Here is a 15,368-nt window from a genome sequence, read left to right as displayed (position 1 = left end):
CGTCGGGAGAACTCCGGCTGTCGAGAGAACTCCGGCTGTCAGAAGAACTCCGACCACGGCTGGTCCCAGATCTGCTTGACCGCCAGGACCAGGAAGAGCAGGCCCGCGACCGCCAGCATGCCGTTGCTCAGGGCGCCGTTGCGCCATTCGCGCGGGGTGCGGGCGGAGTTGAGAAGCCAGATCAGGGTGAGGGCGAGGAACGGCATGAAGGCCGCGCCCAGCACGCCGTAGATGATGATCAGGCGGAACGGCTCCTCCTGGAACAGCAGGATCATGGGCGGGAAGGTGAGCCACAGCAGGTACGCGCGGAACGTCCAGGAGCGTTCCCGGCGTCCGGAGGCCAGCTCGTCGACGCGCGCCTGCCGCTCGCCGCGCTGCCGGGCCAGGAAGTCGGCGAACATGAGGCTGACGCCGTGCCAGACGCCGATCAGGGAGGTGAAGGAGGCGGCGAAGAAGCCGACCAGGAACAGCGTGCCGGTGGTCGCTCCGTACCGGTCCTCCAGGACGTCGCCGAGCTGGATCAGGCCCTGGTCGCCGCCGGAGATGGCGATGTTCGCCGAGTGCAGCAGCTCCGCGCCGACGAAGAGCATCGCCACGACGAAGACGCCGGTGGTGATGTAGGCGACCCGGTTGTCGAGCCGCATGACCTTCATCCAGCCGGTGCCGGTCCAGCCCTTGGCGTTGACCCAGTAGCCGTAGGCGGCCAGCGTGATGGTGCCGCCGACGCCGCCGATCAGGCCGAGGGTGTTGAGGACGGAGTCCTTCTCGTCGGGCAGGACCGGGAGGAGGCCGGCGAAGGCGTCGCCCAGGTTGGGCGTGACCCGGAAGGCCAGGTAGACGGTCACCACGAACATGACGCCCACCAGGACCGTCATGACCTTCTCGAACACCGCGTACTTGTTGAACCAGACGAAGACCAGGCCGACCAGTCCGCAGGCGATGCCCCAGTACTCGAGGTCCATCACGTCCGGGAACAGCGCCTGGAGCGGCAGGGCGCTGGAGGACATGGCGGCGGCGCCGTAGACGAAGCCCCAGATGACGGCGTAGACGGCGAAGAACCAGGTGGTCCAGGGGCCGAGGCTGGCCCAGCCGTCGAACAGGGTGCGTCCGGTGGACAGGTGCCACCGTCCGCAGGCCTCCGCGAGGGAGATCTTCACCAGGCAGCCGACGACCGCGGCCCACAGCAGGGTGTAGCCGAAGTTGCTGCCGGCGATGAGGGTGGCCACGAGGTCGCCGGCGCCCACGCCGGTCGCGGCGACGACGATGCCGGGGCCGATGTGACGCCAACTGGACGTGCGCGGGTGGGGGCCGGGCGCGGTCGCGTCCCCGGTGTCCTGGGTGTTTCCCGTGGTGTCCGCCATGGGGTCAAGTAAGCGGACGGGTGCCGGTCCGGCAAGAGGGCGTGCCGGGATCTTCACCGGATGCCCCCCGCGGCCGACGCCCCCTCGCTCGCCCGGTCACGCCGCTCGCCGCGGCACCGGACCGCTCCCCGTCCGTCGGTGACCGGCAGGGGGCGCCGGTACTGCCGTCAGGCGCGGTCCGCCGTCTCCGGTTCGCCCGTGGTGGTTTCCTCGGACCCCGCCTGCTCGTCGGACCCGGCCGGCTCCTCGGCGCCGTCGTCGAAGTACCGGTCGAGGACGGCGTCCAGGGAGGTGTCCCACTCGGCGAACCGGCTCCGGGAGTCGGCGTCGATCTCGAGGGGGTACCAACGCCGGTCGGGGGTGTGGACGGTGACGGTGTACCGCTTGCCGAAGCGGGCCGTCTCCGTCTCCACCGCGCCGATCTCGTCCCAGCGGAACTCGCACTCCTGGTCGTCCAGCTTCAGCCGCACGCCGCGGTGGTCGGCGACGATGGCGGCACGGCGGTCGGACGCCTCGAAGACGGGGCCGTCGGGGACGGGCTCCGGCTCGTCCCCGGTGTCCTCGGACGCCGGGGCGGCCACGGACTCCTCACTCTCCACGGCCTCTTCGGCCTCTTCGGCCTTCGGGGCCGCATCCGCGGCCTCGTCCACGTCCTCCTCGCGGCCGGTCGCGGGCGAGGTGAGCCCGGGGATGAATGCCGGGTCGAACCCGGCGCCTTCCAGGGGCTGGCTGCTCGAACCTATGCGCTGCTCCACACCGCAGGAGTATGGTCGACAATCCTGTGCGCGTCACAGCCAGCCCCGACTTCGTTATCAGACGCCTACACGGGCACCACGGCTCACCGGGCCCGCCGGGGTCACACCACCAGGCTCAGCGCCGCCGCGACCACGAACCCGGCGACGGACAGGACGCTTTCCAGCACCGTCCACGTCTTGAGCGTGTCGCGCTCGCTGATGCCGAAGTACTTGGCGACCATCCAGAACCCGCCGTCGTTGACGTGCGAGGCGAAGATGGAGCCGGCCGAGATGGCCATGATGACGAGCGCCACGAACGCCTGCGAGTGGTCGCCCTCGGACAGCAGCGGCGCCACGATGCCGGCCGTCGTCACGATCGCCACCGTCGCCGACCCCTGCGCGACCCGCAGCACCACGGAGATCAGGTACGACAGCACGATCACCGGCAGGCCGACGTCGTTGAAGGTGTCCGACAGCGCCTGCGCGACCCCGCTGCCCTTGAGGACCGCGCCGAAGACGCCGCCCGCGCCGACCACCAGCAGGATGTTGCCGACCGGCTTGAGGGACGAGGTGGACACGGTCTCCAGGGACTTGCGGGACCAGCCGCGCCGGATGCCCAGCAGGTAGTACGCGAGGAACAACGCGAGGGTGAGGGCCACGAACGGGTGGCCGAAGAACTCGATCACCGAGCGCAGGGTGGACTCGTCCAGCGCGATGGAGGAGAAGGTCGCCGCGAGGATCAGCACCAGCGGCGTACCGATGATGCCGAGGACCGTGCCGAGCGGCACCGGGGTCTCGCGCGGCTGGACGCCCGACGCGCGCTGTTCGGCGGCGACGGCGTCCTTGGCCTCCTGCGCGGCCTCCACCATGTCCTGCGGCACGGCGACGAAGATGCGCTTGCCGATCCAGGCGGAGTAGACCCACGCGGCGGCGACGGCCGGCAGACCGCAGACGACACCCATGAGGATGACCCAGCCGAGGTCGACGTGGAGCAGTCCGGCGGCGGCCACCGGTCCCGGGTGCGGAGGCAGGAAGGCGTGGGTGACGGAGAGCCCGGCGAGGAGGGGGAGGCAGTAGAGCAGGATCGACCTGCCGGAGCGCTTGGCCGCCGCGTAGACGATCGGGGCGAGGACGAAGATGCCGACGTCGAAGAAGACCGGGATGCCGAAGATGAGGCCGGTCAGGCCCATCGCGAGGGGCGCCCGCTTCTCGCCGAACAGTCCGAGCAGCCGGCTCGCCAGCACCTCGGCGCCGCCGCTGACTTCGAGGATCGCGCCGAGCATGGTGCCCAGGCCGATGATGATCGCGACATGGCCGAGGATGCCGCCCATCCCGGACTCGATGGTGGACACCGCGTCCGAGCGCTGGACCGTGCCGAAGAGTTCGGTGACCGACAGGCCCGCCAGCAGGCCGACGGCTATGGAGACGGCGAGCAGCGCGACGAACGGCTGGAGCCGCACCTTGATGATCAGGAAGAGCAGTAGCGCGATACCGATGGCGGCGACGGTGAGCAGGCCCGCGGTGCCGTCGACGAGGAGGAGGAACCCTCCGGTGTGCGGTGGTGTCTCGGCGGGCGCGGAGGCGGCGAGCGGGAGGGACGGATGGGACATCGGGGGTCCTCTGGGTAAGGGCATGGGGCTTTCGGGCAGGGGGGATCGCGGCACGGCGTCCCGGGGTGCGGGACGCCGTGCCGTGACGACGTGCGGTGTGCGGTGGGGAGAAAGGGAGATCAGCCGAGGACGGCGAGGGCGTCGATCTCGATGAGGAGGCCGGCGGGCAGACCGACGTAGACGGTCGTGCGGGCGGCCGGGGGCTGGGTGAGGCCCTGCTCCTCGAAGTAGGCGTTGTAGAGCTCGTTCATCTCGGCGAAGTGGTCGACGTCGGTGAGGTAGACGCGGATCATCATCACGTCGTCCCAGCTCGCGCCGCCCTCCTCGAGGATCGCCTTGACGTTGGCGAGGGTCTGGAGGGTCTGCTCGCGCAAGGTCGGACCGGCGGGGGTGGGGGCCTTGCCCTCCTCGTGCGGGAGGAAGCCCACCTGTCCGGCGACCTGGAGGATGTTGCCCTTGCGGACGCCGTGCGAGAACTTCGCGGGCGGGGTGGTGTGGGTCTTCGGGGTCAGCGCGACTTTCTCGGTCATGCGGGGGATGTCCTTACTTCGGTTCTGCCGGGGTCCGGCCGGAGTACTCGCCGCTGATGGCGTCCGCCGTACGGCGCACCAGCGGGAGCAGGGTGAGGAGTTCGTCGGCGGTGACGACGACGTTCGGCGCGGAGACCGACATCGCGGCGACCACCCGGCCGTCGGCGCCTCGGATCGGCGCGGCGACACAGTTGATGGACTCCTCGTGGCCGCCGAGGTCGGTGGCCCAGCCCTGTTCGCGCACCTTGGCCAGCTCCTGGAGGAACGCGGCCGCGTGGGGCGTCGAACGGGGTGTGTACATGGGGTAGTCGAGCTTCTCCGCGAGGGCGCGGCGCTCGTGTTCGGGCAGGTCGGCGAGGAGCAGCTTGGCCACGGCGGCGACGGTGATGGCGACGGGCTTGCCGATGCGGGAGTACATCCGCACCGGATAGCGGCTCTCCACCTTGTCGATGTAGAGGACCTCGTTCTCCTCGTACACGGCGAGGTGGACGGTGTGTCCGCAGCTCTCGTTGAGGCGTACGAGATGGGCGTGGGCGATCTCGCGGACGTCGAGGGTCTCCATCGCCTCCTGGGCGAGCGCGAAGAGGCGGGCGCCGAGGCGGTAGCGCTGGTCGGACTGGCGGTAGACCAGGCCGTGCTCGTGCAGGGTGCGCAGCAGGCGCAGGGCCGTGGACTTGTGCACGCCGAGGCGGTCGGCGACCTGGCCGAGGTCGGCGGGGCCCTCCGCGAGCAGCGGAAGGATGCTCAGGGCGCGGTCTACGGTCTGGCTCATCGGGTGCGTGCCTCCTCTGCGGCCTCTGCGTCGGCGTCTGTCCAGCCGGGGCCGAGTCGCAGTCTCCCCCACGCGGGGGCGTCGAGGGCGGCGAGGCGGTCGGCGAGGGGGCGGGGCGGGGGTGGGGCGAGGTCACCGGGGGCGGTGAGGGTGGCGGCGGCGGTGAGGTGGCCGTGGCGTAGACGGTCCCGCACGGGCAGACCCCGGAGGGTCGCCGAGAGGAAGCCGGCGGCGAAGGCGTCGCCGGCGCCGACTGCCGCGACGACGTCGACGTGCAGGGCGCGTACGAACGTCGCGGTGCCGTCGGCGTCCTCACACAGGAGGCCGTCGGTGTCCTTGTCGAAGGCGACCGCTCCGCCCTTGCCCTGCTTGACGACCACGATCCCAGGTTCGGGAACGGCCTCCCGCACCGCACGGGCGCCGTGCAGCCCCCATGCCTGGCGCGCCTCGTCCTCTCCCACGAAGACGATGTCCGCCCTGCGGGCCAGCTCCAGCAGGACGTCCGGATTCTGGCCCTCGCCCCACAGGCCCGGGCGGTGGTTCACGTCGAAGGAGACAAGAGGGCGCCCCGGCCGGGGGGCCGTCAGCTCGCGCATCAGGGCCAGGCAGTCCGGCGAGAGCGCCGCCGTGATGCCCGAGAGGTGCAGGACGCGTCCTGCACGCACCGCGTCCAGGTCCACGCCGGCCGGCGACATCGCCGACGCCGCCGAGCCCGCCCGGTAGTAGGCGACCTCGTGGGTGTCGTCCGCTCGGTCGCCCGCCGTGCGGAAGTAGACGCCGGTGGGACGGTCCGGGTCGCGGGGGACGTACGAGACGTCGACGCCGTACGCGCCGATCGCCTCGGCCAGGTGGTCGCCGAAGCCGTCGGCGCCGACCCTGCTGACCCACCGGGTGGAGTGCCCGGCCGCCGCGAGCACGCACGCCACGTTGGACTCGGCACCGCCGATCGCCCGGTCGAAGGAGGGGACGTCGGCGAGGCGGCCGGGCCGGGTCGGCAGGAACGTCACCATGGACTCGCCGAGCGCGACGACGTCCACGACGTCGGGGGCGTTTCCGGTTCCGGTGACGGTCACGATGGCGGGGCTCCTCGTCGGGGCGGGGGACGCGGTGTCCGTTGACCGCGTGTGGCGGAGATGTTAGACAGCGGTGAGCGTTATACGCAATGGGTGTTGCAGTCAGTGCAACACTGCTGATCAGGGAGGCTTTGATGGTCCTCGATGCTCTCGCCCGCCTCGCCGAGGAACGGGTCGGCCACCGCTTCAAGGGCCTTCCGCCGGACGCCGAGGGGCTGACCGTCGGAGGGCTGGCCGCGCAGCGCCGGAACCTCTTCACCGACGGCTTCACCACGCCCGTGCTCGCCCTGTCCGCCGAGCGTCTTGAGCACAACCTGGCGGCCCTGGAGACGTTCGCCGAGCGGCACGGGCTGGCGTTCGCGCCGCACGGCAAGACCTCCATGGCACCGCAACTGTTCCACCGCCAGATCGAGCGCGGCGCGTGGGGCATCACGCTGGCGGTGCCCCATCAGGTGCGGGTGGCACGCGAGTTCGGGATCGAGCGGGTCTTCCTGGCGAACGAGCTGGTGGACGCGGCGGCCCTGCGCTGGGTCGCCGCCGAGGTGGACGCCGACCCCGGTTTCCGTTTCGTCTGCTACGTCGACTCCGTGCGCGGCGTCGAGCTGATGGACGCGGCGCTGGACGGGGCGTCCCGGCCGGTGGACGTGGTGGTCGAGCTGGCCGCCGGTGAGGGTGCGCGCACCGGGGTGCGCACGGAGGCGGAGTGCGCGGCCGTCGCCGACGCCGTGGCCGCCGCGCGGGCGCTGCGGCTGGTCGGAGTCGCCGGGTACGAGGGCGAGGTGCCGCAGGCCGATCCGGAGCGGGTGCGGGCCTGGCTGCGGCGGCTGGTGGCGCTGGCCGTGGACTTCGACAAGGCGGGGCGGTTCGCGGGGCTGGACGAGATCGTGGTGAGCGCGGGCGGCAGCGCCTGGTTCGACGCGGTGGCGGACGTCTTCGCGGAGGTCCCGGAGCTGTCGGCGCCGGTGCTCAAGCTGCTGCGGTCCGGGGCGTACGTGTCGCACGACGACGGGCACTACCAGCGGCTGACGCCGTTCAACCGGGTGCCGGGCGAGGGCGGTCTGGAGCCGGCGTTCCGGCTGTGGACGCAGGTGGTGTCGCGGCCGTCGGCGGAGCAGGCGTTCACCAACGCGGGCAAGCGGGACGCCGCGTACGACCTCGATCTGCCGGTGGCCCGGGTGGTGCGCCGGGACGGGGTGGAGCGGCCGGCCAGGGGGATCGAGGTGACCGGTCTGTCCGACCAGCACGCGTGGCTGCGCACCTCTTCGGAGGCGGATCTGGAGGTGGGAGACTGGGTGGGGCTCGGACTGTCCCACCCCTGCACGTCCTTCGACAAGTGGGCGCTGATCCCCGTGGCGGAGGCGGACGGCACGGTCGTCGACTACATCCGTACCTTCTTCTAGGAGGCAGGACCGTGGAAGAGCTCGTCATCCGGGACGCGGACGTCGTCGACGGCTCCGGTGATTACTCCTACCGCGCGGACGTGGTGGTGGACGGCGGACGCATCGTCTCCATCGTGAAGGAGGCGGCGGACGCGGGCTGCCAGCGTCCGAAGGCGCGACGCGAGCTGGACGCGGAGGGGCTGGTGCTGGCCCCCGGCTTCATCGACATGCACGCGCACAGCGACCTCGCGCTGCTGCGGGACCCCGACCACAGCGCGAAGGCCGCGCAGGGCGTCACCCTCGAAGTGCTCGGCCAGGACGGGCTGTCGTACGCCCCGGTGGACGACCGGACGCTGGGCGAGGTGCGGCGGGCGATCGCCGGGTGGAACGGCCCGGGTGACGACGTGGACGTCGACTGGCGGTCGGTGGGCGAGTACCTGGACCGACTGGACCGGGGCGTCGCGGTGAACGCGGCGTACCTGATCCCGCAGGGCACGGTGCGGGCGCTCGCCGTCGGCTGGGAGGACCGGGAGGCCACGCCCGAAGAGCTGGACCGTATGCGGCAGTTGGTTGCGGAGGGCATGGAGCAGGGCGCGGTCGGCATGTCGTCGGGGCTGACGTACACCCCCGGCATGTACGCCCCGGACGCCGAACTGACCGAGCTGTGCCGGGTGGTGGCGTCGTACGGCGGCTACTACTGCCCGCACCACCGGTCCTACGGCGCCGGCGCGCTGGAGGCGTACGCGGAGATGGTGGCGCTGACCCGGGAGGCGGACTGCCCGCTGCATCTGGCCCACGCCACCATGAACTTCGGCGTGAACAAGGGCCGGGCGCCCGAGCTGCTGACGCTCCTCGACGACGCGCTGGACGCGGGCGCCGACATCACCCTCGACACGTACCCGTACACCCCCGGCTGCACGACCCTCGTGGCGCTGCTGCCCAGCTGGGCGAGCGAGGGCGGTCCGGAGGCGATCCTGCGGCGGCTCGCGGACGAGGCGACGGCGGAGCGGATCCGCCACGACCTGGAAGTCACCGGCTCCGACGGCTGCCACGGGGTGCCGGTGGAGTGGGAGACCATCGAGATCTCCGGGGTCGGCGACCCGGCGCTGGACGAGTACGTGGGCCGTACGGTCCTTCAGGCCGCGCGGGCGCGCGGGGAGGCCCCCTGGACGGTGGCGCGGGAGCTGCTGCTGAAGGACAGGCTGGCCCCGACGATCCTCCAGCACGTGGGCCACGAGGAGAACGTACGGGCGATCATGCGCCACCGGGTGCACACGGGCGGCTCGGACGGCATCCTGCAGGGCGCGAAGCCGCATCCGCGGGCGTACGGGACGTTCCCCCGCTACCTCGGCCACTACGTGCGGGAGCTGGGGGTGCTGTCACTGGAGGAGTGCGTGGCGCACCTGACCTCGCGCCCGGCCGCGCGGCTGCGGCTGGCGGACCGGGGGCTGGTGCGCGAGGGCTACAAGGCGGACCTGGTGCTGTTCGACCCGCGCACGGTGGACGCCGGGTCGACCTTCGCCGAGCCGCGCACGCTGCCCACAGGCATTCCGTACGTGCTGGTCGACGGGCGGTTCGTGATCGAGGACGGGCGGCGCACGGACGTGCTGGCGGGGCGGGCGGTGCGCAGGAATCCGCGCTGACCGCCCGCCCCGCCGGGGCCCGTCAGGGCTTGGGGACGGTGCAGCCGCTCGCGCTCAGGTCGAGGCGGTTGCCGGTGGTGAAGCAGGCGGTGAAGGGGTAGGTCTGCTGGGCGTAGTTGATGCCCTGGCGGACCGTGACGCCACCGTTCGCGTCGACCTCGCACGGGTTGTTGACCGTGCAGCGGCCGCCGTCCTCGTTGCCGGTGTTGTTGACGGCGACCACCTTGCCGGTGGCGTCGTCGACCACCGGGGAGCCGGAGGTGCCGCCGATGGTGTCGCAGGCGGAGGTGTAGCGGACCGAGTCCTTCCAGGTCCAGTCGCCCTCCTTCAGCCGGTAGGCGAAGCCGTCCACGGAGCAGCTGTAGATCCGCTTCCAGTAGCCGGAGACCACGCTGATGGCCGTGCCGGCCGCCGGGCGGGTGCTGGAGAGGGTCAGCGGGTCGATCCCGTAGGCGCTCTTGATCTGCGCGTACGTGCTGCTCAGGCGGTAGATCGCGGCGTCCGTGTCGGTCATGGTCGCGTAGACCAGCCGGTTGGCGCGCAGGGTGGCGACCTTGGAGCCGGAGGCGTTCAGCAGGCCGAAGGTGCGGCTGGACGCGCGGTCGGTGAGGACCTGCCCGGGCGAGGGGAAGCCGCTCTCCAGGCAGTGGCCGTTGGTGAGCACCAGCGCGGGATCGGAGGCGGCCGAGTTCGGCATGCGGACCACAGAGCCGGAGCAGTTGCTCAGCGAGACGGTGCCCGCGAAGTTCACCGCGGCGGCCTTCGGCGCGGTGAGCCCGGACAGGGTGTCCGCGACGGCCCCGACCGTGTCGTTGACGACGTCCGTCAGCGACGTGGCCGGGGCCGTGCCCGTGGTCGTGTCCGCGCCCGTGGGGGAAGGCGCGGCGGCGACCGCGGGGGTCGCGCCCGCCCCGGCGAGGGCCAGGGCACAGAGCGCGACGACGAGAGGTTTTCTCATGTGGGGTCCCCTCAATGCGGCGTCGGGCGGCCGGATCGCTCCGGCCGCCCACAAGTTGTCATGCGCATTGTCAGCACGGGAACGCCGGGCGGGCAAGGACGCGTTTTCCCCGGTGACGACCGGGCGGCACGCACCCCGGCTGCCGGGCAGCGCGCGTCCCCCGGCCGGCGGGCACGACGCACCCTCCCGGCGGCCGGGCGCGGGACGGCCTACAGGGTCACCCCTGGACCTGCGGAAAGAGGGGCCGGGTGCGGGGAGGCCCGGTGTGGAGGTGATGGAGGCGCGCACCCACGACCGTCACCCTGGGGGCAAAACCACCCGAACCGACGCGTCTCACGTGGCGGAAAACACGGCCCGAAGGGCCATACCGGGCCGTAAGCTCCCAGCATGCAGGTGATCCAGTCGACCAAGCTCGCCAACGTCTGTTACGAGATCCGGGGCCCGGTGCTCGAGGAGGCGATGCGGCTGGAAGCTGCCGGCCATCGCATCCTCAAGCTGAACACGGGCAATCCGGCGGCGTTCGGCTTCGAGTGCCCGCCGGAGATTCTCGAGGACATACTGCGCAACGTGTCGTCGGCGCACGGCTACGGCGACGCCAAGGGCCTGCTGGCCGCGCGCCGCGCCGTCGTGATGCACAACCAGACGCTCGGCATCGAGACCGACGTCGAGCACGTCTTCATCGGCAACGGCGTGTCCGAGCTGATCGTGATGGCGATGCAGGGCCTGCTCGACGACGGCGACGAGGTGCTGGTCCCCGCGCCGGACTACCCGCTGTGGACGGCGGCCGTCTCACTGTCCGGCGGCACGGCGGTGCACTACCGCTGCGACGAGCAGTCCGACTGGATGCCGGACCTCGCCGACGTGGAGCGCAAGGTCACCGACCGCACCAAGGCCATCGTCATCATCAACCCGAACAACCCGACCGGCGCGGTCTACGACGAAGCCGTCATCAAGGGCCTCACCGACATCGCCCGCCGCCACAACCTGCTGGTCTGCTCGGACGAGATCTACGACAAGATCCTCTACGACGACGCGGAGCACGTGCCGACCGCGAAGGTCGCCCCCGACCTGCTCACCCTCACCTTCAACGGCATGTCGAAGGCGTACCGGGTGGCCGGCTACCGGGTGGGCTGGATGTCGATCTCCGGCCCGCGCGCCCACGCCGACTCCTACATCGAGGGCCTGACGATCCTGGCGAACATGCGCCTGTGCGCGAACATGCCGGGTCAGCACGGCGTGGTCGCCGCGCTCAGCGGCCGCCAGACGATCAACGACCTGGTGCTGCCGGGCGGGCGGCTGCGCGAACAGCGGGACGTGGCGTACGAGCTGCTGACCCAGATCCCGGGCGTGAGCTGCGTGAAGCCGAAGGGCGCGCTCTACCTCTTCCCGCGCCTCGACCCGGACGTCTTCAAGATCCAGGACGACCGGCGGATGGCCCTGGACCTGCTGCGCCGCGAAAAGATCATGGTCGTGCAGGGCACCGGCTTCAACTGGCCGGAGCCGGACCACTTCCGGGTGGTCACCCTGCCCTCGGTGACCGATCTGCGGGACGCGGTGGGCCGTATCGGCCGCTTCCTGGACGGCTACAGCCAGCGCTGAGACTGATCAAATCCAGCATCGCTTTAACTTTAGACTGATTCCAAGCTAGGATGGCTTCCTGCCAGCACCCAGGAGGCCATCCATGTACGAACCGATCCGCTCCAAGTCGGTCCACAGCACGATGGCCGGCCCTGACGACTTCCCCCACAGGTCCCGCGAGGAGGAGCTGGACATCCAGCTCGCGGGTCACCTCGCCGCCCTGCTCGCCGTCACCGACGAGCTGCGCGCGGCGGAGCCCTCGGCCGACCTGGAGACCGCGGCCGAGCGGCTCACCCAGGAGATCACCCGCCTGCGGGGAGGACGTACGCCGGCCCGTGCGTCGGCGACCGGACCGGGCCGCGAGCCCGGCACCGCGGCCCTGCACCGGCGGGCGCACGCGCTCGCCGGACGCGCCCTGGTCGTCGCCGCGTCCCGGGCGGACACGGCGGCGGCGATCCTCGCCGCCGAGCGGATGGACGCGCACACCGCGGCTCAGCAGCCGCGCCCCCTCGCGTCCTCCGCCCACTGAGCCCTTCCGGGGGCTCCCTCCTACGGCCCCGGTCCGCGCGCAACCCGCAGCGACGCGCGGACCGGGTGCCACATCACGTCCCGTCCCGGGTATGAGCACCACTCGGCTCAGGGAGTGAGCACCACCCGGCCGAACACCTCCCCCGCGTCCGTCGCGCGGTGGGCGTCCGCCGCCCGGTCCAGGGGCAGCACGTCGTGCACGACGGTACGCAGCTCCCCCCGCGCGGCCTCGGCGAACCGGGCCGCCCGTACGGCCTGACGGTCGGAGGCGGGCACGGTGTCGGCGCTGAAGGTGGCGAACGACAGCGACTTGCGGAAGCCGTGCATCAGCCGCACACCGAAGTCCTCCGGCGGCTGCCCGCCGACGACGCCGGCCAGCACGTACCGCCCGTCGGCGTGCAGCGCGTCCAGGACGCCCGGCAGCCCGGACCCGCCGACCACGTCGATCACGACGTCGAAGCCGGTGGGCGCGTCCGGGTGGTCGCTCTTGAGGGACCGGTCCAGGACACGGGTCGCCCCCAGCTCCCGCAGCCGTGCGCCCCGCTCCGCGGACGAGGTGGTCACCGCCACCGTGCCCGCGCCTGGTTCTGCGTCCGTGGCGCCGACGGTACGTGCCTGCCGTCGGCGCAACCGGCCTCTTACCGGGCCGGTTTCACCGTCACCCCGTCCGAGGACTCAGTAGGTTGGCGGGATGAGTGAGCAACGGCACCTGGAGTTGGCCTGGCGTCGACTCATGGACTGGCTGGAGGCGAATGCGCCGGTTTCCCGTACCTCCCTGCTGCCGCCGGCCCCGGAGCACACCGTTGAGGCCGCCGATGCGCGACTGAGACAGCACCTCGGGTTCGGTCTTCCCGCGGAGCTGGCCGCTCTCTGGCGCCTGTGCGGCGGTGTGGAGCACCGGTACATCGAGGCCAACGAGGACGAGGGTGAGGTCGGCTCGGGGGCGTTCCTGCCCGGCGGGATGCTGCTCGGTCCGGCGGACGCGCTCAGGGCGCGACTGCCTGAGACCGGGCGCGGGGATGCGTGGGGCGGTGCCGCTGTGGTGCCGTGGCTGACGGGCGACGAAGCGGGGCCGGAGTCCGGGCACTACGCGGGGGCGGACGGCGTCGGCCGCTGGTCGCTGCCGGACAACCTGGCCTGCGACAAGCCGGACTTCCCGTCGATCGCCGCCTATCTCGACGCGGTGCACCGCACGCTCACCGAAGGGCCGGGCGATGCCATGGGTTCGGATGTGCCAGGGCTGGTGTGGGGCTGCCTGGTCTGGGACGACCCCGAGGCGCCTTCGCTGGACGATGCGCTGGAACACTGGCATCCCGTCCATTGACCTGTGAGCCACGCCTTCCGCCGCTACGCGGCCCACGTCATCGAGGCGCTCCGCGCACCGGAGGCAGCCAGACCGCTTCCCCCGGCGGCCCGCCTGGACCTCACTCCGTGATCTGTCAGACCCGGTCCAGCGGACGGTGAGGACCGCTCGGCAGGCTCACCTCGACCGGGTCGCCGGGGCGCACCACCCCGCCCTCCTTCACGACGCCCATGATCCCGGCCTTGCGCACCAGGTTGCCCTCCGCGTCACGGCCGACGACCCGCTTCAACAGCCCGTCCTGGAAGCGGTCGATCTGCACGCAGGGGTTGCGCAGCCCCGTGACCTCCACCACCGCGTCCTCCCCGAGGCGCAGCAACGTGCCGACCGGCAGGCCCAGCAGGTCGATGCCGCGTGTGGTGATGTTCTCGCCGAGCCGGCCGGGCGTCACGGTGAAGCCCTCCTCGGCGAGCTCGGCGAACAGTTCCTCGTGGATGAGGTGGACCTGCCGCAGGTTCGGCTGGGTGGGGTCCTGCGCGACGCGCGACCGGTGCTTGACCGTCACCCCGGCGTGCACGTCCCCCTCCACCCCGAGCCCGGCGAGCAGGCGTACGCTCTCCCGGTTCGGCTTGGTGAACGAGTACTCCCCGTTGCTGCTGACCGCCGTCACGCTGCCGCCCATGGCCCGACTCCCCCTTAGGTGAACGTAGTCGGCCCGAGCCTAGACGCAGGCGTCCACGCCGTCCCCGTGGTTCCCGCGCCCGGACCGGCCGGGGCGTAGGTAGCGTCGGGGGCGCGGGTGACCGAGGACGCCCTCGGGCGGGGCGGGAGGGGACACGGCATGGCGGGGGACGCCGACGACACGGCCGGGCGGCTGCGGGCGGTCTGCGAGAGCTGTCGGACCGCTTCTGCGAGCGGGACGACGCCGGCGAGCGCGCCCGCAAGGTGGAGCACACACCCGGCGAGCTGGTCGGCGTCACCCTCGGCGACGACCTCTCCCGTGTCATCCCCTCCGAGCTGGCGGTCCTCGGCGTGCCGGAACTGCGCGCGGTGTTCGCCGCGCGGTACGCCGCCGGGGAGCTGATGCTGTACGACAGCCGGGGCGAGCAGGCCACCGGCAAGGGCGCGGTGATCGCGTGCGTGGACACCTCGCACTCCATGTACGCGGAAGGTCCCGGCGGCATCACCCGGGAGGCGTGGTCGAAGGCGTGCGCGCTGGCCCTGCTGGACCAGGCCCGCCACTCCGGCCGGGACTTCGTCGGCATCCTCTTCTCCGGCTCCGACAAGCTGCGGGTCTTCCGCTTCCCGGTCGACCGCCCCTCCCCGGTCGCCGACGTCCTGGACTTCGCGGAGACGTTCCTCGGCGGCGGCACCGACTTCCAGCGCCCGCTGGGCACGGCCGCCAAGATCCTGGAGGAGGAGTTCGACTCCACGGCCCGCGCGCGCGGTGACATCGTCCTGATCACGGACGACGCCTGCGAGGTCTCGGAGAACTGGACCCGCCTGTGGAACGACATCAAACGCCGTCTGGACTTCCGCCTCTTCGGCATCGCCGTCGCCACCCCGAACACGGCCACCGCCTCCGGCTCGGTCCTGGAGTCCCTCTGCGACAACCTCCGCACGGTCGACGACCTGACCGACGTCCACACGACGGCAGACCTCTTCCGCGTGATCTGACCGCGCCCGACGGCGGACAGCCGGGCGCCCCGGTCCGCGTCGGTGCGGGCCGGGGCGTCCGTCGGGTCTCGGCACGTTCGTGAGCCCCTGGGCGGGGCCGTGCCGAAGGGGGCGGGCGTGGGCCCGGTGCCGCCGGTTCCCGTCGGGGCGGACGGGTGGGGCGGCTCCGGGACCGGTACCCCGCACGCCGTTGTGCGGGGCCCCGCCGGTGTGTTCCGCGGCCGG

The 15,368-nt window shown here is 72.0% G+C and carries 13 protein-coding genes and 2 pseudogenes; 6 read left to right on the top strand and 9 right to left on the bottom strand.

Annotation, left to right across the window (positions count from 1 at the left end):
* Positions 1 to 38: 38 nt before the first annotated feature.
* The 6 genes from B100_RS0122455 to B100_RS0122430 all read right to left on the bottom strand — a co-directional run bounded on the left by B100_RS0122455 (position 39) and on the right by B100_RS0122430 (position 6,080).
* Positions 39 to 1,361 (bottom strand): Nramp family divalent metal transporter, encoded by a 1,323-nt coding sequence (locus tag B100_RS0122455; RefSeq protein WP_024886656.1) that lies wholly within the window; start codon positions 1,359 to 1,361, stop codon positions 39 to 41.
* A 167-nt stretch (positions 1,362 to 1,528) separates the two neighbouring features.
* Entirely contained in the window at positions 1,529 to 2,116 is a 588-nt protein-coding gene (locus tag B100_RS0122450) for a hypothetical protein (protein WP_024886655.1), read from the bottom strand.
* Between the two features lie 101 nt (positions 2,117 to 2,217).
* The gene (locus tag B100_RS0122445; RefSeq protein ID WP_024886654.1) at positions 2,218 to 3,705 is read right to left on the bottom strand and encodes a GntT/GntP/DsdX family permease; all 1,488 of its coding nucleotides are present in this window, start codon (positions 3,703 to 3,705) and stop codon (positions 2,218 to 2,220) included.
* Between the two features lie 119 nt (positions 3,706 to 3,824).
* Positions 3,825 to 4,235, bottom strand: a complete 411-nt coding sequence (locus B100_RS0122440) for a RidA family protein (RefSeq protein ID WP_024886653.1) — start codon at positions 4,233 to 4,235, stop codon at positions 3,825 to 3,827.
* 13 nt (positions 4,236 to 4,248) lie between these two features.
* The gene (locus tag B100_RS0122435) at positions 4,249 to 5,007 is read right to left on the bottom strand and encodes an IclR family transcriptional regulator (protein WP_024886652.1); all 759 of its coding nucleotides are present in this window, start codon (positions 5,005 to 5,007) and stop codon (positions 4,249 to 4,251) included.
* A complete protein-coding gene (locus B100_RS0122430; RefSeq protein WP_024886651.1) occupies positions 5,004 to 6,080 on the bottom strand; it encodes a sugar kinase in 1,077 nt (358 codons plus the stop codon). The genes B100_RS0122435 and B100_RS0122430 overlap by 4 nt, the downstream gene beginning before the upstream one ends.
* A 134-nt stretch (positions 6,081 to 6,214) precedes the next feature.
* Between B100_RS0122430 and B100_RS0122425 the strand changes: the two genes are divergently transcribed.
* Entirely contained in the window at positions 6,215 to 7,480 is a 1,266-nt protein-coding gene (locus B100_RS0122425) for an alanine racemase (RefSeq protein WP_024886650.1), read from the top strand.
* A gap of 11 nt (positions 7,481 to 7,491) precedes the next feature.
* Positions 7,492 to 9,102, top strand: coding sequence for a D-aminoacylase (locus B100_RS0122420; RefSeq protein ID WP_024886649.1), 1,611 nt, complete (start codon positions 7,492 to 7,494; stop codon positions 9,100 to 9,102).
* Positions 9,103 to 9,124: 22 nt separating this feature from the next.
* Here the strand turns inward: B100_RS0122420 and B100_RS0122415 are convergent, their stop codons facing one another.
* A complete protein-coding gene (locus B100_RS0122415) occupies positions 9,125 to 10,060 on the bottom strand; it encodes a S1 family peptidase (RefSeq protein WP_024886648.1) in 936 nt (311 codons plus the stop codon).
* Between the two features lie 387 nt (positions 10,061 to 10,447).
* Between B100_RS0122415 and B100_RS0122410 the strand changes: the two genes are divergently transcribed.
* Entirely contained in the window at positions 10,448 to 11,659 is a 1,212-nt protein-coding gene (locus B100_RS0122410) for a pyridoxal phosphate-dependent aminotransferase (RefSeq protein WP_024886647.1), read from the top strand.
* 82 nt (positions 11,660 to 11,741) lie between these two features.
* Positions 11,742 to 12,167 (top strand): SCO4983 family protein, encoded by a 426-nt coding sequence (locus B100_RS0122405; RefSeq protein WP_024886646.1) that lies wholly within the window; start codon positions 11,742 to 11,744, stop codon positions 12,165 to 12,167.
* Between the two features lie 107 nt (positions 12,168 to 12,274).
* On the opposite strand, the pseudogene B100_RS0122400 reads toward B100_RS0122405, so the two are convergent.
* A pseudogene (locus B100_RS0122400) lies at positions 12,275 to 12,823 on the bottom strand (zinc-binding dehydrogenase); the annotation flags it as partial.
* A gap of 34 nt (positions 12,824 to 12,857) precedes the next feature.
* On the opposite strand from B100_RS0122400, the gene B100_RS0122395 reads away from it, so the two are divergent.
* A complete protein-coding gene (locus B100_RS0122395) occupies positions 12,858 to 13,490 on the top strand; it encodes a hypothetical protein (protein ID WP_024886644.1) in 633 nt (210 codons plus the stop codon).
* Between the two features lie 115 nt (positions 13,491 to 13,605).
* On the opposite strand, the gene B100_RS0122390 is transcribed toward B100_RS0122395, so the two are convergent.
* Complete coding sequence (locus B100_RS0122390) at positions 13,606 to 14,148, bottom strand: MOSC domain-containing protein (RefSeq protein ID WP_024886643.1); 543 nt, start codon at positions 14,146 to 14,148, stop codon at positions 13,606 to 13,608.
* Positions 14,149 to 14,318: 170 nt separating this feature from the next.
* Here B100_RS0122390 and B100_RS0122385 point away from each other — a divergent pair.
* A pseudogene (locus tag B100_RS0122385) lies at positions 14,319 to 15,143 on the top strand (VWA domain-containing protein); the annotation flags it as partial.
* Positions 15,144 to 15,368 lie beyond the last annotated feature (225 nt).

It is taken from the genome of Streptomyces sp. CNH189, assembly GCF_000527195.1.
Note: the sequence above shows the minus strand (reverse complement) of the source record. Positions and strands in the feature narration are given on the sequence as shown.

What these genes read in the sequence shown, in the direction of transcription:
- B100_RS0122455 (WP_024886656.1), bottom strand. Translation starts at nt 1,361, where the DNA reads ATGGCGGACACCACGGGAAACACCCAGGACACCGGGGACGCGACCGCG.
- B100_RS0122445 (WP_024886654.1), bottom strand. Translation starts at nt 3,705, where the DNA reads ATGTCCCATCCGTCCCTCCCGCTCGCCGCCTCCGCGCCCGCCGAGACA.
- B100_RS0122440 (WP_024886653.1), bottom strand. Translation starts at nt 4,235, where the DNA reads ATGACCGAGAAAGTCGCGCTGACCCCGAAGACCCACACCACCCCGCCC.
- B100_RS0122435 (WP_024886652.1), bottom strand. Translation starts at nt 5,007, where the DNA reads ATGAGCCAGACCGTAGACCGCGCCCTGAGCATCCTTCCGCTGCTCGCG.
- B100_RS0122425 (WP_024886650.1), top strand. Translation starts at nt 6,215, where the DNA reads ATGGTCCTCGATGCTCTCGCCCGCCTCGCCGAGGAACGGGTCGGCCAC.
- B100_RS0122415 (WP_024886648.1), bottom strand. Translation starts at nt 10,060, where the DNA reads ATGAGAAAACCTCTCGTCGTCGCGCTCTGTGCCCTGGCCCTCGCCGGG.
- B100_RS0122410 (WP_024886647.1), top strand. Translation starts at nt 10,448, where the DNA reads ATGCAGGTGATCCAGTCGACCAAGCTCGCCAACGTCTGTTACGAGATC.
- B100_RS0122405 (WP_024886646.1), top strand. Translation starts at nt 11,742, where the DNA reads ATGTACGAACCGATCCGCTCCAAGTCGGTCCACAGCACGATGGCCGGC.
- B100_RS0122395 (WP_024886644.1), top strand. Translation starts at nt 12,858, where the DNA reads ATGAGTGAGCAACGGCACCTGGAGTTGGCCTGGCGTCGACTCATGGAC.
- B100_RS0122390 (WP_024886643.1), bottom strand. Translation starts at nt 14,148, where the DNA reads ATGGGCGGCAGCGTGACGGCGGTCAGCAGCAACGGGGAGTACTCGTTC.